Here is a 16,594-nt window from a genome sequence, read left to right on the forward strand (position 1 = left end):
ATTTATTCTTCCAACACTAACTCTCGTCCAGTAAGCCTTTCAGCGCCTGTTCAAGCCAAAGCAGAGCAGGACCTTTCGAGCGTGTTTTAGATAAAACAAGATCAACGGGTGGCGACCATGTTTTGTGATCGAATGAGACATTAATCTCCACTAAACGCTGCTTGTTCAGCTCCTCTTCGACAAGGTGTTTGGGTAAGTATGCCCATCCAATATCACTGCCGATCAGCATATCTTTGATTACAATAAAACTGTTTGACCACCATACCTTTCCGGCAATCAGCGGGAACTGATCCATCCCCTTGCCTTTATCTCCCCTCAACATTAACTGTCGATGCGGGAGTAAATCAGACAATTTCGCGACACCTGTTTTTGCGAGCGAATGACTAGGGTGACACACGGCAATAAACGGTAAGTGACCGATAAAGCAAGGCTCAGAGCCAACGTCAAAAGCCAAATTGGTAAACATCAAGCCAATGTCTGCTCTCTCTTCGATAATTAACGGGTTGACCTCTGTTGTGGTACACGCAACCAGCTCAACTTCAGTCGCAGGGAATTGTTTGCTAAATCGACTAAGGATCTTAGATAGGTTTGGGACCAACAATGAATCATCTAATGCAATTTTGATGAGCCCCTCTTCACCGCTCCCCATCGCATTAACCGTCACATTCAGATCTTCAACCTGAAGCACGATTGCTTTCACCTGTTTAAATAACTGTTCGCCCGCTTGGGTTAATGAAGGCTTTCGAGTCGAGCGATCAAAAAGCTCAACATTAAAATCTATTTCTAGATTACTGATGCCTTGGCTCACCGCCGACTGTACCTTACCCAAATGACGAGCACTGGCAGAAAATGACCCTAATTCAACGGCATATACAAACATTTTCAGCTGTTCAATGTTGTACATTCTGTGTCTCTCCAAAACTTACTATCACAATATATGATGCTAACTATCTTTATATTATCACTTAAGTAGATATTATCTAGCCAAGTCATTAGCCCATCAGCGGCTATTAAATTGTAAAGAGAGTTAGAAAATGTCACATAAAGAACGCATGTTACACATGGTGCTATTTGAATTGGTTGTTTTGGTTTTGATGGCCGTGGCGGCAACTTACATTGTCGGTGGCGGAGCTGTAAAAATGGCAGGCTTGGCGCTGTCTTTATCGTTGATTGCGATGTCATGGAACTACGTCTACAACTACGGTTACGACAAGATTTACGGCGCTGATCGCAGCAAACGAACCAAGAAAACACGTATTCTGCACGGCTTGGGGTTCGAGCTAGGTTTGATGCTGGTGTCGTTCCCGCTACTGATGTGGGTACTTCAACTCGATTTCTGGACAGTATTAATGATGGATATCGGGATTGTTATCTTCTTCGTACTTTACGCGATTGCGTTCAACTGGATGTATGACTCAATTCGAGCTCAGTTGGTTGCGAAGGGAAAGGTTGCAGCTCTGGTTTAAAGCCCAAAGCTCGCAGCATAGAACGAGAACATACACCTAAATTAAACTGCCAAACTCCACTGTAGTTGGCAGTTTATTCATTTATGCATATAAGCTCATTTGTTAACGCCCCTCTAACATAGCAAGAACATCACATAGCACTTCCCAATTAAGTCTAATTATCCACCACTCACGAAGTAGCATCACAAATCTAAACAGAAACTCCTCGTACCAGTTGTGCATCCGTTTACATACAGGTAATTTTAGCGGCCTCGAAACATATCCATCCGAACAATGACGTTCATGCGAGCGTCTTTTCCGAGCAAAAGTGTTCGGATTAACATTTCAAGTGACTTTAATTAACAATTTTATGCTCAAACGCTCACTTTTAATGTTCGTTTATTTTCGAGTTCGCAAATATATGCACAATACACGTGCTAGATAAGCAAAACTAAAAAGGACTCGAACATGACAACAAATAAACACCCTTCTTTATTTGGGCAATGCTTAGCCGAATTTATCGGCACCGGATTGCTCATATTTTTTGGCGTTGGCTGTGTGGCTGCACTGGTATTAACTGGTGCAACATTCGGACAATGGGAAGTGAGTATCATCTGGGGCTTCGGTGTTGCAATCGCAATTTACTGTACAGCTGGCGTTTCAGGTGCACACATCAACCCAGCCGTAACGATTGCACTGGCGATGTTCCATGGCTTTGATAAAGCAAAAGTGGTGCCTTACATCATTTCGCAACTGCTTGGCGCTTTCTGCTCTGCAGCATTGGTGTACAGCCTGTACAGCAACCTATTTACTGACTACGAAATCGCACATAACTTCGTTCGTAGCAGCCAAGACGCATTATCAACTGCTGGTATCTTCTCGACTTACCCACATGCTTCACTCTCTTTCTTCGGCGCTTTTGCTGTGGAATTCGTGATTACTGCAGTGTTGATGTTTGCCATCTTAGCGTTAGGTGATGAGAACAACGGCGCATCTCGCGGTGCGATGAACCCTCTACTGATCGGTATTCTTATCGCGGTAATTGGTGGTTCTTTAGGTCCACTGACTGGTTTTGCAATGAACCCTGCTCGTGACTTCGGACCAAAACTGTTCGCTTACTTTGCTGGTTGGGATTTCGCACTAACAGGTGCTCGTGATATTCCTTACTTCATCGTTCCAATCCTTGCTCCAATTGCAGGCGCATGTTTTGGTGGTTGGTTGTACCCACGCGTTATCGGCGCTTACCTACCCGTCGAAGGCCAAGGCTGTACCATTCCAAACCAATGTGAAACAGAACAAGAAGCTGAACAAGCTCAAGCTTAATCACTAAGCGCCCCTACATTTACTAAAATATAAATAACAAAAGAAAAAGGATTCTTACCATGACCGAGCAAAAATACATTGTTGCCCTAGACCAAGGCACCACAAGCTCTCGCGCTGTAATCCTCGACCACGATGCAAACATCGTAAGCTCTTCTCAACGCGAATTTACTCAGATTTATCCTAAAGCCGGTTGGGTTGAGCATGATCCAATGGAAATCTGGGCAACGCAAAGCTCTACATTGGTTGAAGCACTCGCTAAAGCAGGCATTCGCAGCGATGAGTTAGCAGGTATTGGTATCACTAACCAACGTGAAACCACCATTGTTTGGAACAAAGAAACTGGCAAACCGGTTTACAACGCAATCGTATGGCAGTGTCGCCGTACAGCAGACATCTGTGAAGACCTAAAAGCACGTGGCCTAGAAGACTACGTACGTGACAATACTGGCTTAGTCCTTGACCCGTATTTCTCAGGTACCAAAGTAAAATGGATTCTAGACAACGTTGAAGGTGCTCGCGCAGACGCTGAAGCTGGCAAACTACTGTTCGGTACGGTTGATACTTGGTTGGTTTGGAAGATGACTCAAGGACGTGTACACGTTACGGATTACACTAACGCGTCACGTACTATGTTGTTCAATATCAACGATCTATGTTGGGACAGCAAGCTATTAGACGAGATGGGCATCCCAGCCTCGATGATGCCTGAAGTGAAGCGCTCTTCTGAAGTTTACGGCCAAACGAACCTTGGTGGTAAAGGCGGTACTCGTATCCCAATCGCGGGTATTGCGGGTGACCAACAAGCAGCACTTTACGGTCAAATGTGTGTAGAAGCAGGCCAAGCGAAGAACACGTACGGCACAGGTTGTTTCCTTCTAATGAACACAGGCCAAGAGAAAGTAACGTCGAAAAACGGCCTACTAACAACGCTAGCTTGTGGTCCTAAAGGCGAACCAGCATACGCACTGGAAGGTGCAGTATTCATGGGCGGCGCATCAATCCAATGGCTACGTGATGAAATGAAACTACTGGCTGGCGCAGAAGACTCTGAGTACTTCGCTACCAAAGTAGACTCATCAAACGGTGTTTACGTGGTACCAGCGTTTACGGGTTTAGGCGCACCATACTGGGATGCTTACGCTCGCGGTACGATTGTTGGCCTAACTCGTGGTGTTAACTCTAACCACATCATCCGTGCAACCTTGGAAGGCATCGCTTACCAAACGCGTGACGTACTAGATGCAATGCAAGCGGATTCTGGCATCAAGCTAGCGAACCTACGTGTTGATGGAGGCGCAGTAGCGAACAACTTCCTAATGCAATTCCAATCAGATGTGCTGGATACTGAAGTTCACCGTCCTGAAGTAACGGAAGTAACCGCTCTGGGTGCGGCTTACCTTGCAGGTCTAGCGGTTGGTTTCTGGGACAGCATTGACGAGCTTCAAGACAAAGCCGTTCTTAACCGCACGTTCATGCCACACCACGACGAAGAGAAGCGTAACCGCCGTTACAAAGGTTGGAAGCGTGCTATCAAGTGTGCTCAAGTTTGGTCTGAACTGCACGATGACGACGAAGAGTAATACTGAGTATTCAGCTCATCGTTAGTCATTGACCTAGGAACTCGAGCAATCTCATTGATTAGATTGTTCGAACCTCAGCAAACGAAACTAAAAAGAGCACTATTTTGTGCTCTTTTTTGCGTTTCAGGCTCAAATCCCACGTTCTGAGTGCCGTTTTTGCGGTTTAGACATGATTCCTTACCATCATTACTTCTCTCTTTTCATCAATTCGAGCACAATAGCGTGAGTTTATATTTTCGATTTTGACGCGCTAGAGCCCTTTGCGCGCAGGGAGTGGTAAGTTAAGTGAAACAGATACCAAGACACCAGCAGATTGTAGATCTGGTAAAAACACAAGGATATGTGAGTACCGAAGAGCTTGTTGAAAAGTTCGATGTCAGCCCACAAACCATCAGACGAGACCTCAATGAACTTGCCGATAGCAACAAAATTCGTCGCTATCATGGTGGTGCAACCATTCCTTTAAGCTCGGAAAATACCTCTTATAACACGCGTAAAGCGCTTAACTTCAACGAAAAAGACGTGATCGCCGACGAACTGGTTAAGCACATCCCTGATGGTGCAACTCTGTTCGTAGATATAGGTACTACGCCAGAATCGGTGGCACGCGCACTCAACAAAAACCACAAACAATTACGAGTTGTCACCAACAACATTAACGTTGCGAGCATCCTTCTGCCAAACCCAGAGATAAAGGTTATCTTGGCGGGTGGCGAAGTAAGAAACCGTGACGGCGGTATTGTAGGTGAAGCAACGCTCGATTTCGTTAAGCAGTTTCGACTAGATTTCGGCATCTTAGGTATCAGCGGCATCGACTTTGACGGTTCACTGCTCGATTTTGATTATCACGAAGTTCGTGTGAAACAAGCCATCATAGAGAACAGTCGCAGTATCTTCTTAGCTGTCGACCACACTAAATTTGGCCGTAATGCGATGGTTAAGCTCGGTAATATCTCTCAAGCGCACATGGTCTTTACTAATAAGCAGCCACCGGAAGAGATTCTTAACATTCTTAAAGATTCAGACATTCCATTAGAAGTCATCGATACCGCTGTCCTGGTGAGCGAATAACTCAACATAAAACTCAGTGCAGCGACTTTCTTAAATGAATCACAATTCTTTATAGAAAAGTTAAATAAGTAAAACTTGCTCACTGCCACTGTCGCTTCTATGCTCGAATTAGACTTATTTGAACCTCTGCTTTCATAAGCAGAGGTTTTTTTATGCGCAAATCACATAAAACGCGCATAAACGAAAATAATAAATGACCGAAAACGAAAGTTCATATAGGATTCAATTATGTTCTAAAATGCTCGTTCGCTCAGAAAGAGGTCAAAACCATGAGTGCTCAACAAAACAATTCAAACAACAGTACATCTTCCACTTTAGACTTGATCGTGATCGGCGGCGGCATCAATGGTGCTGGCATCGCAGCCGATGCAGCAGGTCGTGGCCTAAATGTGGGTTTATACGAAGCAAATGATTTCGCGTCTGCGACGTCTTCTGCTAGCTCAAAGCTAATCCACGGTGGCTTACGTTACCTTGAACATTACGAATTTCGTTTGGTTTCGGAAGCACTCGCTGAACGTGAAGTCTTGTTAAGAAAAGCGCCTCATGTTGCTCAACCAATGCGTTTCCGTTTACCTCATCGACCATTTTTACGCCCAGCTTGGATGATTCGCTGTGGCCTATTCTTTTACGATAACTTGGGTAAGCGCACCACTCTTCCTGGAAGTAAGACAGTCAACCTAGCGAAATCAGGCCTACTGAAACCAGAAATGAAGACAGGCTTTGAATATTCAGATTGCTGGGTAGATGATGCGCGTATGGTGTTGCTAAACGTGTTAGCAGCAAAGGAGAACAACGCGGAAGTACGTAACTACTGCCGTGTTGAGAAAGCGCACCGTGAAGGTGGTATTTGGCATGTAACGATCCTTGATGTGATGACAAATCAACGCTTTGAACGTAAAGCGAAAGCGCTGGTTAACGCAGCTGGCCCATGGGTTAAGCAGTTCTTCGATGATGGATTAGAGCAGGCTTCGCCTCGTAATATTCGTTTGATCAAAGGTTCACACATTGTTGTGCCACGTATTCACGACGAACCACAAGCGTACATTCTGCAAAACAAAGACAATCGCATTGTGTTCATGATCCCTTACCTAGATAAGTTCTCGATCATCGGTACTACCGACCTTGAATACAAAGGCGACCCTCGTAAAGTAGCTATTGATGATGTCGAAGTGGATTACTTAATTGATATCGTTAACCAGCACTTTGTGAAACAACTTGGTCGTGAAGACGTGGTTTGGACATACAGTGGCGTAAGACCGCTTTGTGACGATGAATCTGATTCACCACAAGCGATCACTCGTGATTACACGTTGGAATTAGACGCAGAGCTAGATCAAGCACCACTGCTTTCGATCTTCGGTGGCAAACTAACCACTTACCGTAAGCTAGGCGAGGCGGCCCTTAAGAAACTGGAACCACACCTAAGCAACATGGGGGCGCCATGGACAGCAAACGACACGCTCCCTGGCGGTAACTTTAGCTGCAGCAGAGAGCAACTTGCGAAGATGATCCACACTAAATACCCTTGGGCGTCTGAAGCGTTATTGCTTCGCTATGTGACTCAATTTGGTACTTACACGTGGAAGCTACTGGAAGGCGCAAACAGCGAAGCTGACCTTGGCATCCAATTCTCAAACGAAGCCCATGGCGTTTATCAAGTTGAAATCGATTACTTGATCAATGAAGAGATGGCGATGACCGACGAAGACATCTTGTGGCGCAGAACCAAGCTTGGCCTGTACATGAGCGAATCAGAGCAGCAAGAAGTGACAAATTACCTGAAAGAGAAGCTACAAAGTAAAGTAGTGAGCTTTTCTCAAGTAGGCTAACCCCAACTAGCCTAAACATGGTTCAAGAACATAGTTTACAATCAAGCTTAGCGTCCCCCGCGCTAAGCTTTTTTACATCCGCCCTATTTACAATAATCTTAGCGCTAATTGAGTTTGCCTATATCTACGGTTTCTTGTATCTAAATATTCTCATGCGTTCGATAGAGACTGGAACGCAGAAACGAAAAAAACTCCCGAAGGAGTTTTTATTGTCTCAATCTGCAATCCGCTAACTAACTATTTAATTTAGCTAATCAGCAAAATTACCAACTCACTAGCCCGTTAAACGAGCATGCAGTAAATCTTTAAGCTCAGAACGATCATGTTTCAATTGGTGCATCGAGCCGTCATCAATGGGTGAATCTTTCAGCTCTAGTTTACGAATCTCTTTATCAAGGTTGTCGTATGTCTTCATATCTGCTGCAAAGCCATCGTCAGTTTTAGCAAGCTCAGCAATTTTGTCTTTCATTTCAGGAAATTCGTGAACAAGAGAGTGATTTTCACCTAGCATAGAAACCTCTTAAGTTGAGTAAAGTGATTGGGTTAGTCTTAAACACATTCACTATTAACCTTAGCAACTGGTTCAAATAACAAATGAGATCCAGTACACAGCATAGAACATAAAATAACCAACCCGATATTCACAATTACATCAACAAAACCACACATCACCATTTAAGCAATAAAAAAGCTCTGTAAAACTACAGAGTTCGATTAAATACTCACAGGCAAGGTTGAGTTAACTACTACACCCTTGAGTATGAACTCGGTTCATGTCGTCACCGACTTGCGCTTCTTGAGAGCCCGTCGATTGGCATCCTGCCACGAATAATAGCGTTACAGATAAGATAAGCCATTTCATAATAAATCCTCTTTTTGTCATGACTAAAGCATAGTACTTAAAAGCGCGGATACCTCAGTCATTAACTAAAGCCTTACCTGCCGATAAAGCCTTAGTTAATGAACAAAGCATCGCTTCATTAACTAACGACCAGTCTCTGTGCAAAAAACTTTCACCAAACGAACAAAAAACAGTCACAACTCTCTCTAAGCTTCACAAAAACCAGCCTTCCGATTCCTTTTGGTTATTACATAAATAACAGCAATTCATTTTTAGAATCATCACCAAACCGATACATTAGTGTCATCTCCTAATGACGACCTCAAGGTAAACGATATGAAAAAGACCATTTTAGCAACACTGATTACCATCACATCAATGCAAACAATGGCAGCAGTTGAAGTAACCGACGAAAACTTCGCTCGTGCAGAAAGCGACCTTTACTTCACTCAACAGTTAGAGCATCAACCGGTTAATGTTTTTGAGCATAATCGCGAAAACGTAACGGTAGAGAACCAAATGATTATCCGCTCTAACACCGACCTGCTCTATTCAACCGCGGTTGTCGATGTCTCAGAAGGCGCAACATTCAAACTGGCGAAAGGCGATGCGTACCAGATCATGCATATCTTCAATAACAATCATGATAACCACATGGCCATTTATGGTGGCGAAGAAATTTACATCGACTCAGAAATCGCAGGTTCAGACTACATCTACATACTGATGCGAACTGCAACAAGTGCTGGCGCAGATGAAGCGCATCGACTGCAAGATGCGGCGGTCATTAATGCGAAATCAGCTAAGCCTTTTGAACCTGCTTCAGATTGGGATGATGCATCTCGAGATAACGTCCGAGCAAAATGGGAGAAGCTAGTTAATGACATCAAGACAGAAGAAGCCTTCACACCAAACATCACAGCAACATCAGATAACAAGCAGTTTATGATTGGTACTGCGGTGGGTTGGGCTGGTATGCCGGCAGAGCATGCTGTGTATACATCACGAGCGGGCACAGGTAAAACAGAATGTGCAAACATCACGTTTGAAGCACCCTCATTACGTTATGACGAAGGCGGTTATTGGTCAATTACGGCCTATTCAAGCCAAGGCTGGTTGATGACGAACAACAACAGTGCTGATTCAACGACATCAACACCCAATAAAGACGGTTCTTACACGATCCACTTTGCGCCAAAAGGGCAAACCTGTGACGCTGCAAATAACGTAATTGAAGTAAACGATGATGGCTGGAACTTTGCGGTTCGTGCATACCGTCCTAGTGATGAAGCGGTAGCATCAGGTGAGATGCACAACTTCCCACAGGTCACTGCTCAATAGCGGGGAATAACGACTGAGTTGCGAGTGATTAGTGTTAATTAACTGGCAATAACAGCTGCTAACAATAACAGCTACTAACAATAACCTAGCCTCTCATTTGAGAGGCTTATTGCTTTTCTTTTATGATGGTTTGGGAGGTAGTGATAATTTTTCGCTTAAGCCATTGATTCATCGGGTGCATTCTCTTGTTATGAGATTCCACCAGCACGATTTTTTTGAGCTCTTCCGGTGCATAATCAGGAAAAGAGAGATAATCGAACTCTTCATTAAGATAAAGAGCAAGCTGCTTGGAACACGGTAGAATCATGTCACTTTGTTTAATGACCTCTAATAGCGTGTGCAAATACGAGCTTCTTGCTTTCACTTTAAGCTGCTCTGTCGACAAATGCTTGGCGATATAAGGCTGAATATCATTCCACCCCGGTATCACCAAACTCGCGTATTCCGCTTCATCTATCTCTTGCTGTGAAATCACTTTGCCAGCTAATGGATGGCCGGTTTTAACCAACCCGACAAAGTCATCCTCACCGATAATCTGATGGGTAAACTGCTTATTCGTGTCGATTGGAGAAAAGTTGATAGCTGCTTGTATCTCGCCATCCAACAATTTTTTCAGCGTTTGAGAGCCCCAATTAACAATATTGACTTGAGCATTGGGCGCTTCTTGAATGAGACCAAGGCATAAACGCGCACCAAGCCAGTTCGAGATAAAACCGTTAATTGCAATCGTGATGTTGCCTTGATACTCGGCAGGGTCAAAGCTTGGGGTTTCAAGAATCACGTCGTCCAAGCTTTCCATGATCATTGGCAGCCGTTCACCAAGCTCTAACGCACGTGGAGTTGGCTTCAAACCGGAATGGACACGAGTAAACAATTCGTCATCAAAGTATTCTCTCAATCGCCCTAGTGCTTTACTCACTGCGGGCTGACTCAGCGCCAATTTATTGCCAGCAATGCGAGTATTTTTGGTTTCTAGCAAAACCAGAAAAACGCGGATTAAATTGAGATCCAATTGTTTCATAGTTACCTGTCATTAAAGTTTGGTCAGGGAGATATTTAGCCGTCTGGCGATAAAAGCTAACTTAGCGAATATCTCTCTCATTATGGCTCATTTGACGATTGATTCGCTTAACGATCTTTAACTCTTTCTTACTCTCTAGACAAACTAAACAATAAATCATCATAGAAAAAAACAGAACTTCAATTCTTCAAAGTTCTGCTTTTTAGTTCGTTACGGCTTACGCTCTGCGCTTTTTGAAAGCGTGCCAGCCAGCGCTGAGAATTGTTTTTAACACCACGCCTAGTGCGCTTAATTTAAGGTCGGAGTTCTTGCCAGAAGCAATACGCCACATTTGATGTTCATACCAAACCAGCCCGACCATCGCCACCTTGTCTAATGCAGGTTTACCTGTGGTTGGCACGGTTAGCGGCATGCCGTGGCTAGGGTTTTCAATTAACTTGTTAGGGAAATCAGGATCAACCGCCATTGTGCGCGCAATGCCAATAAAATCGGTTGCCGAGGTGTTTAATGCTTCGTTCATTGCTTGCGCGGTTCGGAAACCACCCGTGACCACCAGCGGAGTGCTGACGAGTTTTCTCGCCTTAACCATGTAATCCATAAAATACGCTTCACGCTTTACGGTGCTGGCCTTGATAGGTTCGCCTTTGTTTTTCGCCCCCATCATTGATGGACTTTCATAGGTACCGCCGGAGATCTCAATGAGGTCGATGCCGTTATCACTCAGTGTTTGTACAACCTGCATCGATTCTTCTTCAGTGAAGCCACCTTTCATGAAGTCGGCACTGTTGAGCTTAATTCCGACAGGGAAATCATCACCAACCTCTTTTCGAATCGCACGATAAACCTCAGACACAAAACGAAGTCTGTTTTCGAGCGAGCCACCCCATTTATCTTGGCGTTGATTGTGTCTCGAGGACAAAAACTGACTCACAAGATAACCATGAGCACCGTGAATCTGCACGCCAGTAAAACCCGCTTGTTTTGCAAGCTTTGCACTCAACGCGAACTTATCAATGATTACGATGATTTCACTCTCAGTCAGAGCTCGTGGTGTATTGAAGCCTTTTTCTAATCCACGTTCTAAAGAGATGGCCGAAGGAGCAACCGGGCTATCACACAAGAACTTGGGGATTTGCTTACCAGGGTGATTCAGCTGCATCCATATCTGGGAACCATTCTGTGTTCCGGCACTCGCCCACTCACGAAATACGCTTAAATCACTGTGCTCATCCAATACAACGTTTTTAGGTTCACCAAGCGCACCTCTATCGACCATCACGTTGCCAGTCATGGATAGACCAATTCCTCCTTGAGCCCAACGTTGGTAAAGCGTGACTAAACCTTGCTTAGGGTTATGATGTTTATCACCTAGCTGTTCACTCATTGCCGATTTGAACAGGCGGTTTTTAATCACTTGGCCATTAGGGAGAGAAAAAGAGTCGTTGAGAGAGATCGAATTCATGCGCGTGGTTACTTTCTTTTGTTCTATATGTTCGGTTTAGTATGCCCTACTTTATTCGATATTTCTGAGCATTTAGTACCTCTTTCGAGACAAGTTTCGTTCAATAAAAAATGCCAGCGGCATAGCAGCTGGCATTAATCGATTATAAACAAAACCTTAAACAGGCAGTTTAAGTCATCACTTTATCGTGGATTTTTTGACCTTAGTAAATGGTGTCGATTTCCATTTATCTGTTCTTACCTCTTCACCGGGCGTGTACATGCGTAACACTGAATACCATTGATGAGCGGGGATAGGTAAGAAATTAGGATCATCTTCATGCCCTTTTACGTCGCTACTCATGTAAATGGTGTAGCTTCCATCGGCATTCGGCGTTAGCGTTCTGTCTCCACGAGAATGACGGTTTAAGTCGTTTTTCTCCATCAGTCGGGTTTCACCACTGTAGGCCGTGTATGACCAAAAACCACCCTCTTCTAATGGTGGCGCGTTGAAGGTCACCGTATAGTCATACCGTCCGCCATCTAACGCATCCCCTTCATTATCAAAGAAGTCACCGCTATACATGGTGTGCTTTGCAGGTAGCCCCCATTGGCCCATTAGCGTGCCGTAGGCGTGTTGAAAGCTTGGAACCTTTGTCATTTCACCACGAGTGCCCAATACGTCACGAGAATCATCAAAGCCCGCATTAATGATTCGTTCTAGCCCCTCTTTTTGGCCAGACTCGATCATACGAAGCTGCTTTGTCGTAAATGGATGATTGGCTTTGCCTAAATCAGAGTCACCTAAACCAAGTCGATTAAATTGCTCAATCAGCTTTTGGTCATGCGCCTTCATCGTTCCTTCAGACAAAATGAAATTGGTCCGCTCGACCCAGTTAGAGTCTTCTGGATCTGGATACTCGCGAACAACGGAATCTGGACCTTTCTGGCCCAAGTATTCAGATAATGTTCTGATGTTCCATTGGTCCATAAGCTTTTGAGCGGTTGCAGAATCGTCACCGCCAAGATCCATGATTCGCCCCATCATCTTCACTAGAGGATGCTCAACATAGATGACCTCGTCGACACTCGTAGGAACTTCACCTTCCCACCCTTCAACTGCATACATGAAACTGCCGCCTTTTGTGCCTCGTTGCGGAGAGCCAAAAGCCGAGTCAGTAAAGTGCTGCATATTCATGGTATGGAACAGCCAGTACCTATCTTCATCATGATCTGGGATCGTGATAATGACGGGCTCTGCGCCAAGATCCATCCAACCCATTAGATGCAGAGTATCGTTATTGATTGTTGGGTGAGCAGTGTAGGTATCATCCGCCAGAATTCGAATGTTCTGAAAACGGTTCAGTGGATACTCTTCTTTAATTACCGTCTGATAAAAGTACTTGTACGCCTCATCAATCGAATAAGCGTATTCATAGGCCAGTTGCGCGAGCTGCTCACTATCTTGTTCTAGCCAAGCTAGGCTAGCCATCTCAACAGGTAAGGTGTCGCGCGTTATCTCAAAAGCACTCTCGGTTGGTAGCTCTGTTTGATTCGCTAACGCATAAGTTGGCAGTGCGACAAGAAAAGTACACGCTAACGCTTTAATAAGTCTATTTGTTTTCATCGTTATTGATCCTAGTTAGAAGCGAGTTCGGAAGGTCATCCATGTGTTGTTATCCGTATCGCCACTCAAAATAATGACATTGTCATCATTCACTCGATAACCGAGCTGCATTTCAGTCGAGAACTCGCGAGTGTGCTCACCGTCTAGTCCATAAACGTACTGGGGTGCGAGTTGTAAGTAGAATTGCGGGGCAAATTCGTATTTCAGATAGTTGGTGCTGCTAATGATTTGTGTGTCTTCGAACTGTTGATTCTCTTCCCACATTTTCCCGTAGGTGAGCGCGCTGTAGAGTTTCACTTTGTCGCTCAACTCAAAAACCTGCATCACACCTGCCGAAGCATAGTTAGAGGTGAATTCGTCATTGGAAAAGTCGTGCCCAGCATCTACAAATAACCCCGTGCCTGTTCGTTTGTTAGGAGTAAAAAAGCGAGCGCGATAGTTTTCAAAGTTATTTTTCCCTTCTAACTTACCCAACACACCCCAATCGCCACGATTCACACCAAATTGGAAAGTAGCCCCAAGCCCTTTATTGCCCGCGGTAAGTTCACCTCCCGTATAAACGGCCATTGGATCAGCAATATCACTGACGGGTTCTTCTTGAGCGGAAGCAGAAAAAGCAAAGGGGATGAGCGCAAAGATAGAAAGTGTAAAAGAGGAGAAAGTGCCCGTGAGCAGACGTAACGGTTTCTTCATATTGTTGTCCGGTAGTAAGGTGCGCTTGTTACAGCACACCTGAATTCACTGTATTGGCGTTAATCAGCAACCACAGATTTGTCTGCCATACCAATACCACCAGCCTTCTGTCTTGGTGGGAACGCTTCAAGAGACTTCTGATATTTCGCGGCTGCTTTGTGCAGTTTTGGTAATACCCAAGACTTCTCTTTCATCCATAAGAACCAACCTCGAGTATCAGGGCTACGCTCGTAAGGATCGGCCTTGATGTTAATCAGCATCCCTAGTGGCCACTCTTCAGGCGGCGCAATCCACTCAGTTTTGGTTTTTAGGTGCACTTTCCAGTCGTCAACTCGGAAGGCATTCAAATCTTGCTCGTTGTAGAAGAAGAACTCATGACGTTGACTTGGCTCGCCTTTGGTCAACATGTCCAGTTGGTTATAACCATCCAAGTGAACTTGATAACGCTCGCCGTTTAACTCTTTTCCATCAAGCAATTCTTGTTTAATGTCGCCTTCACCCACTGCAGCCATAATGGTTGGCACCCAGTCTTCAGAAGTCATGAAGCCATCTGTGTATTCACCTTGAGGGATTTTATCTGGCCAGCTGACCAGCATAGGCACACGGAAGCCACCATCCCAAGTCGTGCCCTTTTGTCCTCTAAATGATGCTGAACCAGAATCAGGCCAGTGATCTAGGTTTACGCCATTGTCAGATGTGAAGAGAATGATGGTGTTGTCGATTTCGCCCAAGTCTTCAAGCTTGTCTAGCAGCACACCGATCTGGTCATCAAGTTCGATCAAGCCATCGTAGTAGGTGTTAATTTGGCTCGCGCCTTGGTACTCCGGACGAACGTGCGTTTTTTGGTGCATGCGCGTTGGGTTGTACCACATGAAGTAAGGCTGTTCGTCTTTCTCGGCTTCATGCTTATCAAGCCAGTTCATGGCAAAGTCTAAGAACTCACCATCGATTGTCTGCATACGCTTCGCACCGAGCGTGCCTTTGTCTTCAATAGTCTGTTTACCGACAACACCAAACCTTGGATCTTCTTTCATATCCACCGTATCGGTTGCCACAGTGTGAAGCACATTACGAGGACGACTTCTGAAATTCGGATCTTTAGGAAACTCTGGCTGCTCTGGCATTTCCATCACGTTAAGGTGATAAAGGAAACCGAAGAACTCATCAAAGCCGTGCACTGTTGGAAGGTGGCTATTGTTATCACCTAAGTGACTTTTACCAACATGAACAGTCGCATAGCCTTTGTCTTTCAACATTTCAGCTAGGGTTGGATCTTCTTTTTGAAGGCCAATTGACGAGCCCGGCTGGCCAACAGACGTTAAGCCCGTTCGAAATGGATACTGACCCGTGATAAAGGCAGAACGACCTGCAGTCGAGCTGCCTTGTGCGTAGTAATCACTGACCATCATGCCGCGTTCGGCAATTCGATCAATATTCGGTGTGTCCACCGCACCTAAGCCACGATGGTAAGCTGACAGATCTGTGGCACTCACATCATCGAGCATGATGGCAACCACATTGGGTTGACTCGCGGCATGCACGTTGACGCTCGCCAGCACCGAGAGTGCCAAAGCAGATTTAACAAAAGACTTATACATTTATAACCCTCATTCACTATGAGTAAATCGCTGAAGTCACAACGAAGATTGTGAATGTCTCAGCGAACCATTGTTGAGGTAAATGGTATAAGAAAGAGGTCCAAAATGGCTTGATAGCCACTATTACGATTCTTAATAGTGGCAGTGATAAAGGGGCGTTATTTAGAAAGAATAGTAGCGTGAAACTAGGATTGAATAATCGACGTAATTTCTTTTTGAAGCCAATCAGTGAACGGGTTATTACGGTTTGCTTGATGAGTAAACAGTGCCAATTCTCGACGATAGGTGTCTTTCAACAGTTCCGGCGGTAGCTCAATACAACGATAAGAATGATCAAGCAAATAGCGGCATTTCGACGATGTCACATAGATGAAGTCGCTGTCCTTAACGATCTCTAGCATCAAATTCATATTATTGCTTCTGAGCCCGATGTGTTTATCTAGGTCGTATTTTTTGATCAACATTTCCGTCTTGGATGGCTGAATGTAACCAGGGATCATATTGATACAGAGTGGGTATTTCAGAATATCCTCAAGGGCATTGCCTTGAATTGGGTGATCAGCTCTTAGCACCAACATGAACTTATCAAAGCCAACCGGTCGCTCAGTCAGAGTTTTATTGACGTCCATAGGAAGATAACTCACTCCCCAACACATGCGGTTGGTCTCTAGGGATTGGACGCCATTATCTAACCAAGGTGAACATTGAAACGTCACTTGTGGCGCTTCTTTGGTCAGCTTTTTGATTAACGGCACACCCACTGGGATGTAGTGGTCAAGTAAAAC

The 16,594-nt window shown here is 44.7% G+C and carries 15 protein-coding genes; 6 read left to right on the top strand and 9 right to left on the bottom strand.

Annotation, left to right across the window (positions count from 1 at the left end):
- Positions 1 to 16: 16 nt before the first annotated feature.
- Positions 17 to 904 carry a LysR family transcriptional regulator gene (locus BCT34_RS14140; RefSeq protein WP_076654282.1) on the bottom strand — a complete coding sequence of 296 codons (888 nt, stop codon included), beginning with the start codon at positions 902 to 904 and terminating at the stop codon, positions 17 to 19.
- 130 nt (positions 905 to 1,034) lie between these two features.
- Here BCT34_RS14140 and BCT34_RS14145 point away from each other — a divergent pair, with 130 nt between their 5' ends.
- The 5 genes from BCT34_RS14145 (at position 1,035) to glpD (ending at position 7,248) form a co-directional block, all read left to right on the top strand.
- Entirely contained in the window at positions 1,035 to 1,466 is a 432-nt protein-coding gene (locus BCT34_RS14145) for a PACE efflux transporter (protein WP_076654283.1), read from the top strand.
- A 447-nt stretch (positions 1,467 to 1,913) separates the two neighbouring features.
- On the top strand, positions 1,914 to 2,768 hold the full coding sequence (locus BCT34_RS14150; protein ID WP_076654284.1) for an MIP/aquaporin family protein: 855 nt from the start codon (positions 1,914 to 1,916) through the stop codon (positions 2,766 to 2,768).
- Between the two features lie 59 nt (positions 2,769 to 2,827).
- Complete coding sequence (glpK, locus tag BCT34_RS14155) at positions 2,828 to 4,348, top strand: glycerol kinase GlpK (protein WP_076654285.1); 1,521 nt, start codon at positions 2,828 to 2,830, stop codon at positions 4,346 to 4,348.
- A gap of 285 nt (positions 4,349 to 4,633) precedes the next feature.
- A complete protein-coding gene (locus tag BCT34_RS14160) occupies positions 4,634 to 5,419 on the top strand; it encodes a DeoR/GlpR family transcriptional regulator (protein WP_076654286.1) in 786 nt (261 codons plus the stop codon).
- A 269-nt stretch (positions 5,420 to 5,688) separates the two neighbouring features.
- Entirely contained in the window at positions 5,689 to 7,248 is a 1,560-nt protein-coding gene (glpD, locus tag BCT34_RS14165; RefSeq protein ID WP_076654287.1) for a glycerol-3-phosphate dehydrogenase, read from the top strand.
- 274 nt (positions 7,249 to 7,522) lie between these two features.
- Here the strand turns inward: glpD and BCT34_RS14170 are convergent, their stop codons facing one another.
- Positions 7,523 to 7,759, bottom strand: coding sequence for a YdcH family protein (locus BCT34_RS14170; RefSeq protein WP_017060944.1), 237 nt, complete (start codon positions 7,757 to 7,759; stop codon positions 7,523 to 7,525).
- Between the two features lie 228 nt (positions 7,760 to 7,987).
- The gene (locus BCT34_RS24745) at positions 7,988 to 8,110 is read right to left on the bottom strand and encodes a hypothetical protein (RefSeq protein ID WP_258182976.1); all 123 of its coding nucleotides are present in this window, start codon (positions 8,108 to 8,110) and stop codon (positions 7,988 to 7,990) included.
- Positions 8,111 to 8,389: 279 nt separating this feature from the next.
- On the opposite strand from BCT34_RS24745, the gene BCT34_RS14175 reads away from it, so the two are divergent.
- The gene (locus BCT34_RS14175) at positions 8,390 to 9,430 is read left to right on the top strand and encodes a DUF1214 domain-containing protein (protein WP_017096307.1); all 1,041 of its coding nucleotides are present in this window, start codon (positions 8,390 to 8,392) and stop codon (positions 9,428 to 9,430) included.
- 106 nt (positions 9,431 to 9,536) lie between these two features.
- On the opposite strand, the gene BCT34_RS14180 is transcribed toward BCT34_RS14175, so the two are convergent.
- The 6 genes from BCT34_RS14180 to BCT34_RS14205 form a co-directional block, all read right to left on the bottom strand.
- The gene (locus BCT34_RS14180; RefSeq protein ID WP_017096308.1) at positions 9,537 to 10,451 is read right to left on the bottom strand and encodes a LysR family transcriptional regulator; all 915 of its coding nucleotides are present in this window, start codon (positions 10,449 to 10,451) and stop codon (positions 9,537 to 9,539) included.
- Between the two features lie 217 nt (positions 10,452 to 10,668).
- On the bottom strand, positions 10,669 to 11,913 hold the full coding sequence (locus tag BCT34_RS14185; protein WP_076654288.1) for an NADH:flavin oxidoreductase/NADH oxidase family protein: 1,245 nt from the start codon (positions 11,911 to 11,913) through the stop codon (positions 10,669 to 10,671).
- Between the two features lie 177 nt (positions 11,914 to 12,090).
- Positions 12,091 to 13,518, bottom strand: a complete 1,428-nt coding sequence (locus tag BCT34_RS14190) for a DUF1254 domain-containing protein (protein WP_076654289.1) — start codon at positions 13,516 to 13,518, stop codon at positions 12,091 to 12,093.
- Positions 13,519 to 13,533: 15 nt separating this feature from the next.
- Positions 13,534 to 14,211 carry a hypothetical protein gene (locus BCT34_RS14195; protein ID WP_076654290.1) on the bottom strand — a complete coding sequence of 226 codons (678 nt, stop codon included), beginning with the start codon at positions 14,209 to 14,211 and terminating at the stop codon, positions 13,534 to 13,536.
- A gap of 59 nt (positions 14,212 to 14,270) precedes the next feature.
- On the bottom strand, positions 14,271 to 15,809 hold the full coding sequence (locus BCT34_RS14200; RefSeq protein ID WP_076654291.1) for a sulfatase-like hydrolase/transferase: 1,539 nt from the start codon (positions 15,807 to 15,809) through the stop codon (positions 14,271 to 14,273).
- Between the two features lie 185 nt (positions 15,810 to 15,994).
- Positions 15,995 to 16,594, bottom strand: a 600-nt coding sequence (locus BCT34_RS14205; protein ID WP_133150998.1) for a LysR substrate-binding domain-containing protein, incomplete at its 5' end; no start/stop codon positions are given.

This window comes from Vibrio sp. 10N.261.45.E2, from assembly GCF_002875705.1.
In the GTDB taxonomy this organism is placed as follows: domain Bacteria; phylum Pseudomonadota; class Gammaproteobacteria; order Enterobacterales; family Vibrionaceae; genus Vibrio.

Bases quoted from the DNA above. Each gene is read 5' to 3' on its own strand.
- BCT34_RS14140 (WP_076654282.1), bottom strand. From the start codon at position 904: ATGTACAACATTGAACAGCTGAAAATGTTTGTATATGCCGTTGAATTA.
- BCT34_RS14145 (WP_076654283.1), top strand. From the start codon at position 1,035: ATGTCACATAAAGAACGCATGTTACACATGGTGCTATTTGAATTGGTT.
- BCT34_RS14150 (WP_076654284.1), top strand. From the start codon at position 1,914: ATGACAACAAATAAACACCCTTCTTTATTTGGGCAATGCTTAGCCGAA.
- glpK (WP_076654285.1), top strand. From the start codon at position 2,828: ATGACCGAGCAAAAATACATTGTTGCCCTAGACCAAGGCACCACAAGC.
- glpD (WP_076654287.1), top strand. From the start codon at position 5,689: ATGAGTGCTCAACAAAACAATTCAAACAACAGTACATCTTCCACTTTA.
- BCT34_RS14170 (WP_017060944.1), bottom strand. From the start codon at position 7,759: ATGCTAGGTGAAAATCACTCTCTTGTTCACGAATTTCCTGAAATGAAA.
- BCT34_RS24745 (WP_258182976.1), bottom strand. From the start codon at position 8,110: ATGAAATGGCTTATCTTATCTGTAACGCTATTATTCGTGGCAGGATGC.
- BCT34_RS14180 (WP_017096308.1), bottom strand. From the start codon at position 10,451: ATGAAACAATTGGATCTCAATTTAATCCGCGTTTTTCTGGTTTTGCTA.
- BCT34_RS14185 (WP_076654288.1), bottom strand. From the start codon at position 11,913: ATGAATTCGATCTCTCTCAACGACTCTTTTTCTCTCCCTAATGGCCAA.
- BCT34_RS14190 (WP_076654289.1), bottom strand. From the start codon at position 13,518: ATGAAAACAAATAGACTTATTAAAGCGTTAGCGTGTACTTTTCTTGTC.
- BCT34_RS14195 (WP_076654290.1), bottom strand. From the start codon at position 14,211: ATGAAGAAACCGTTACGTCTGCTCACGGGCACTTTCTCCTCTTTTACA.
- BCT34_RS14200 (WP_076654291.1), bottom strand. From the start codon at position 15,809: ATGTATAAGTCTTTTGTTAAATCTGCTTTGGCACTCTCGGTGCTGGCG.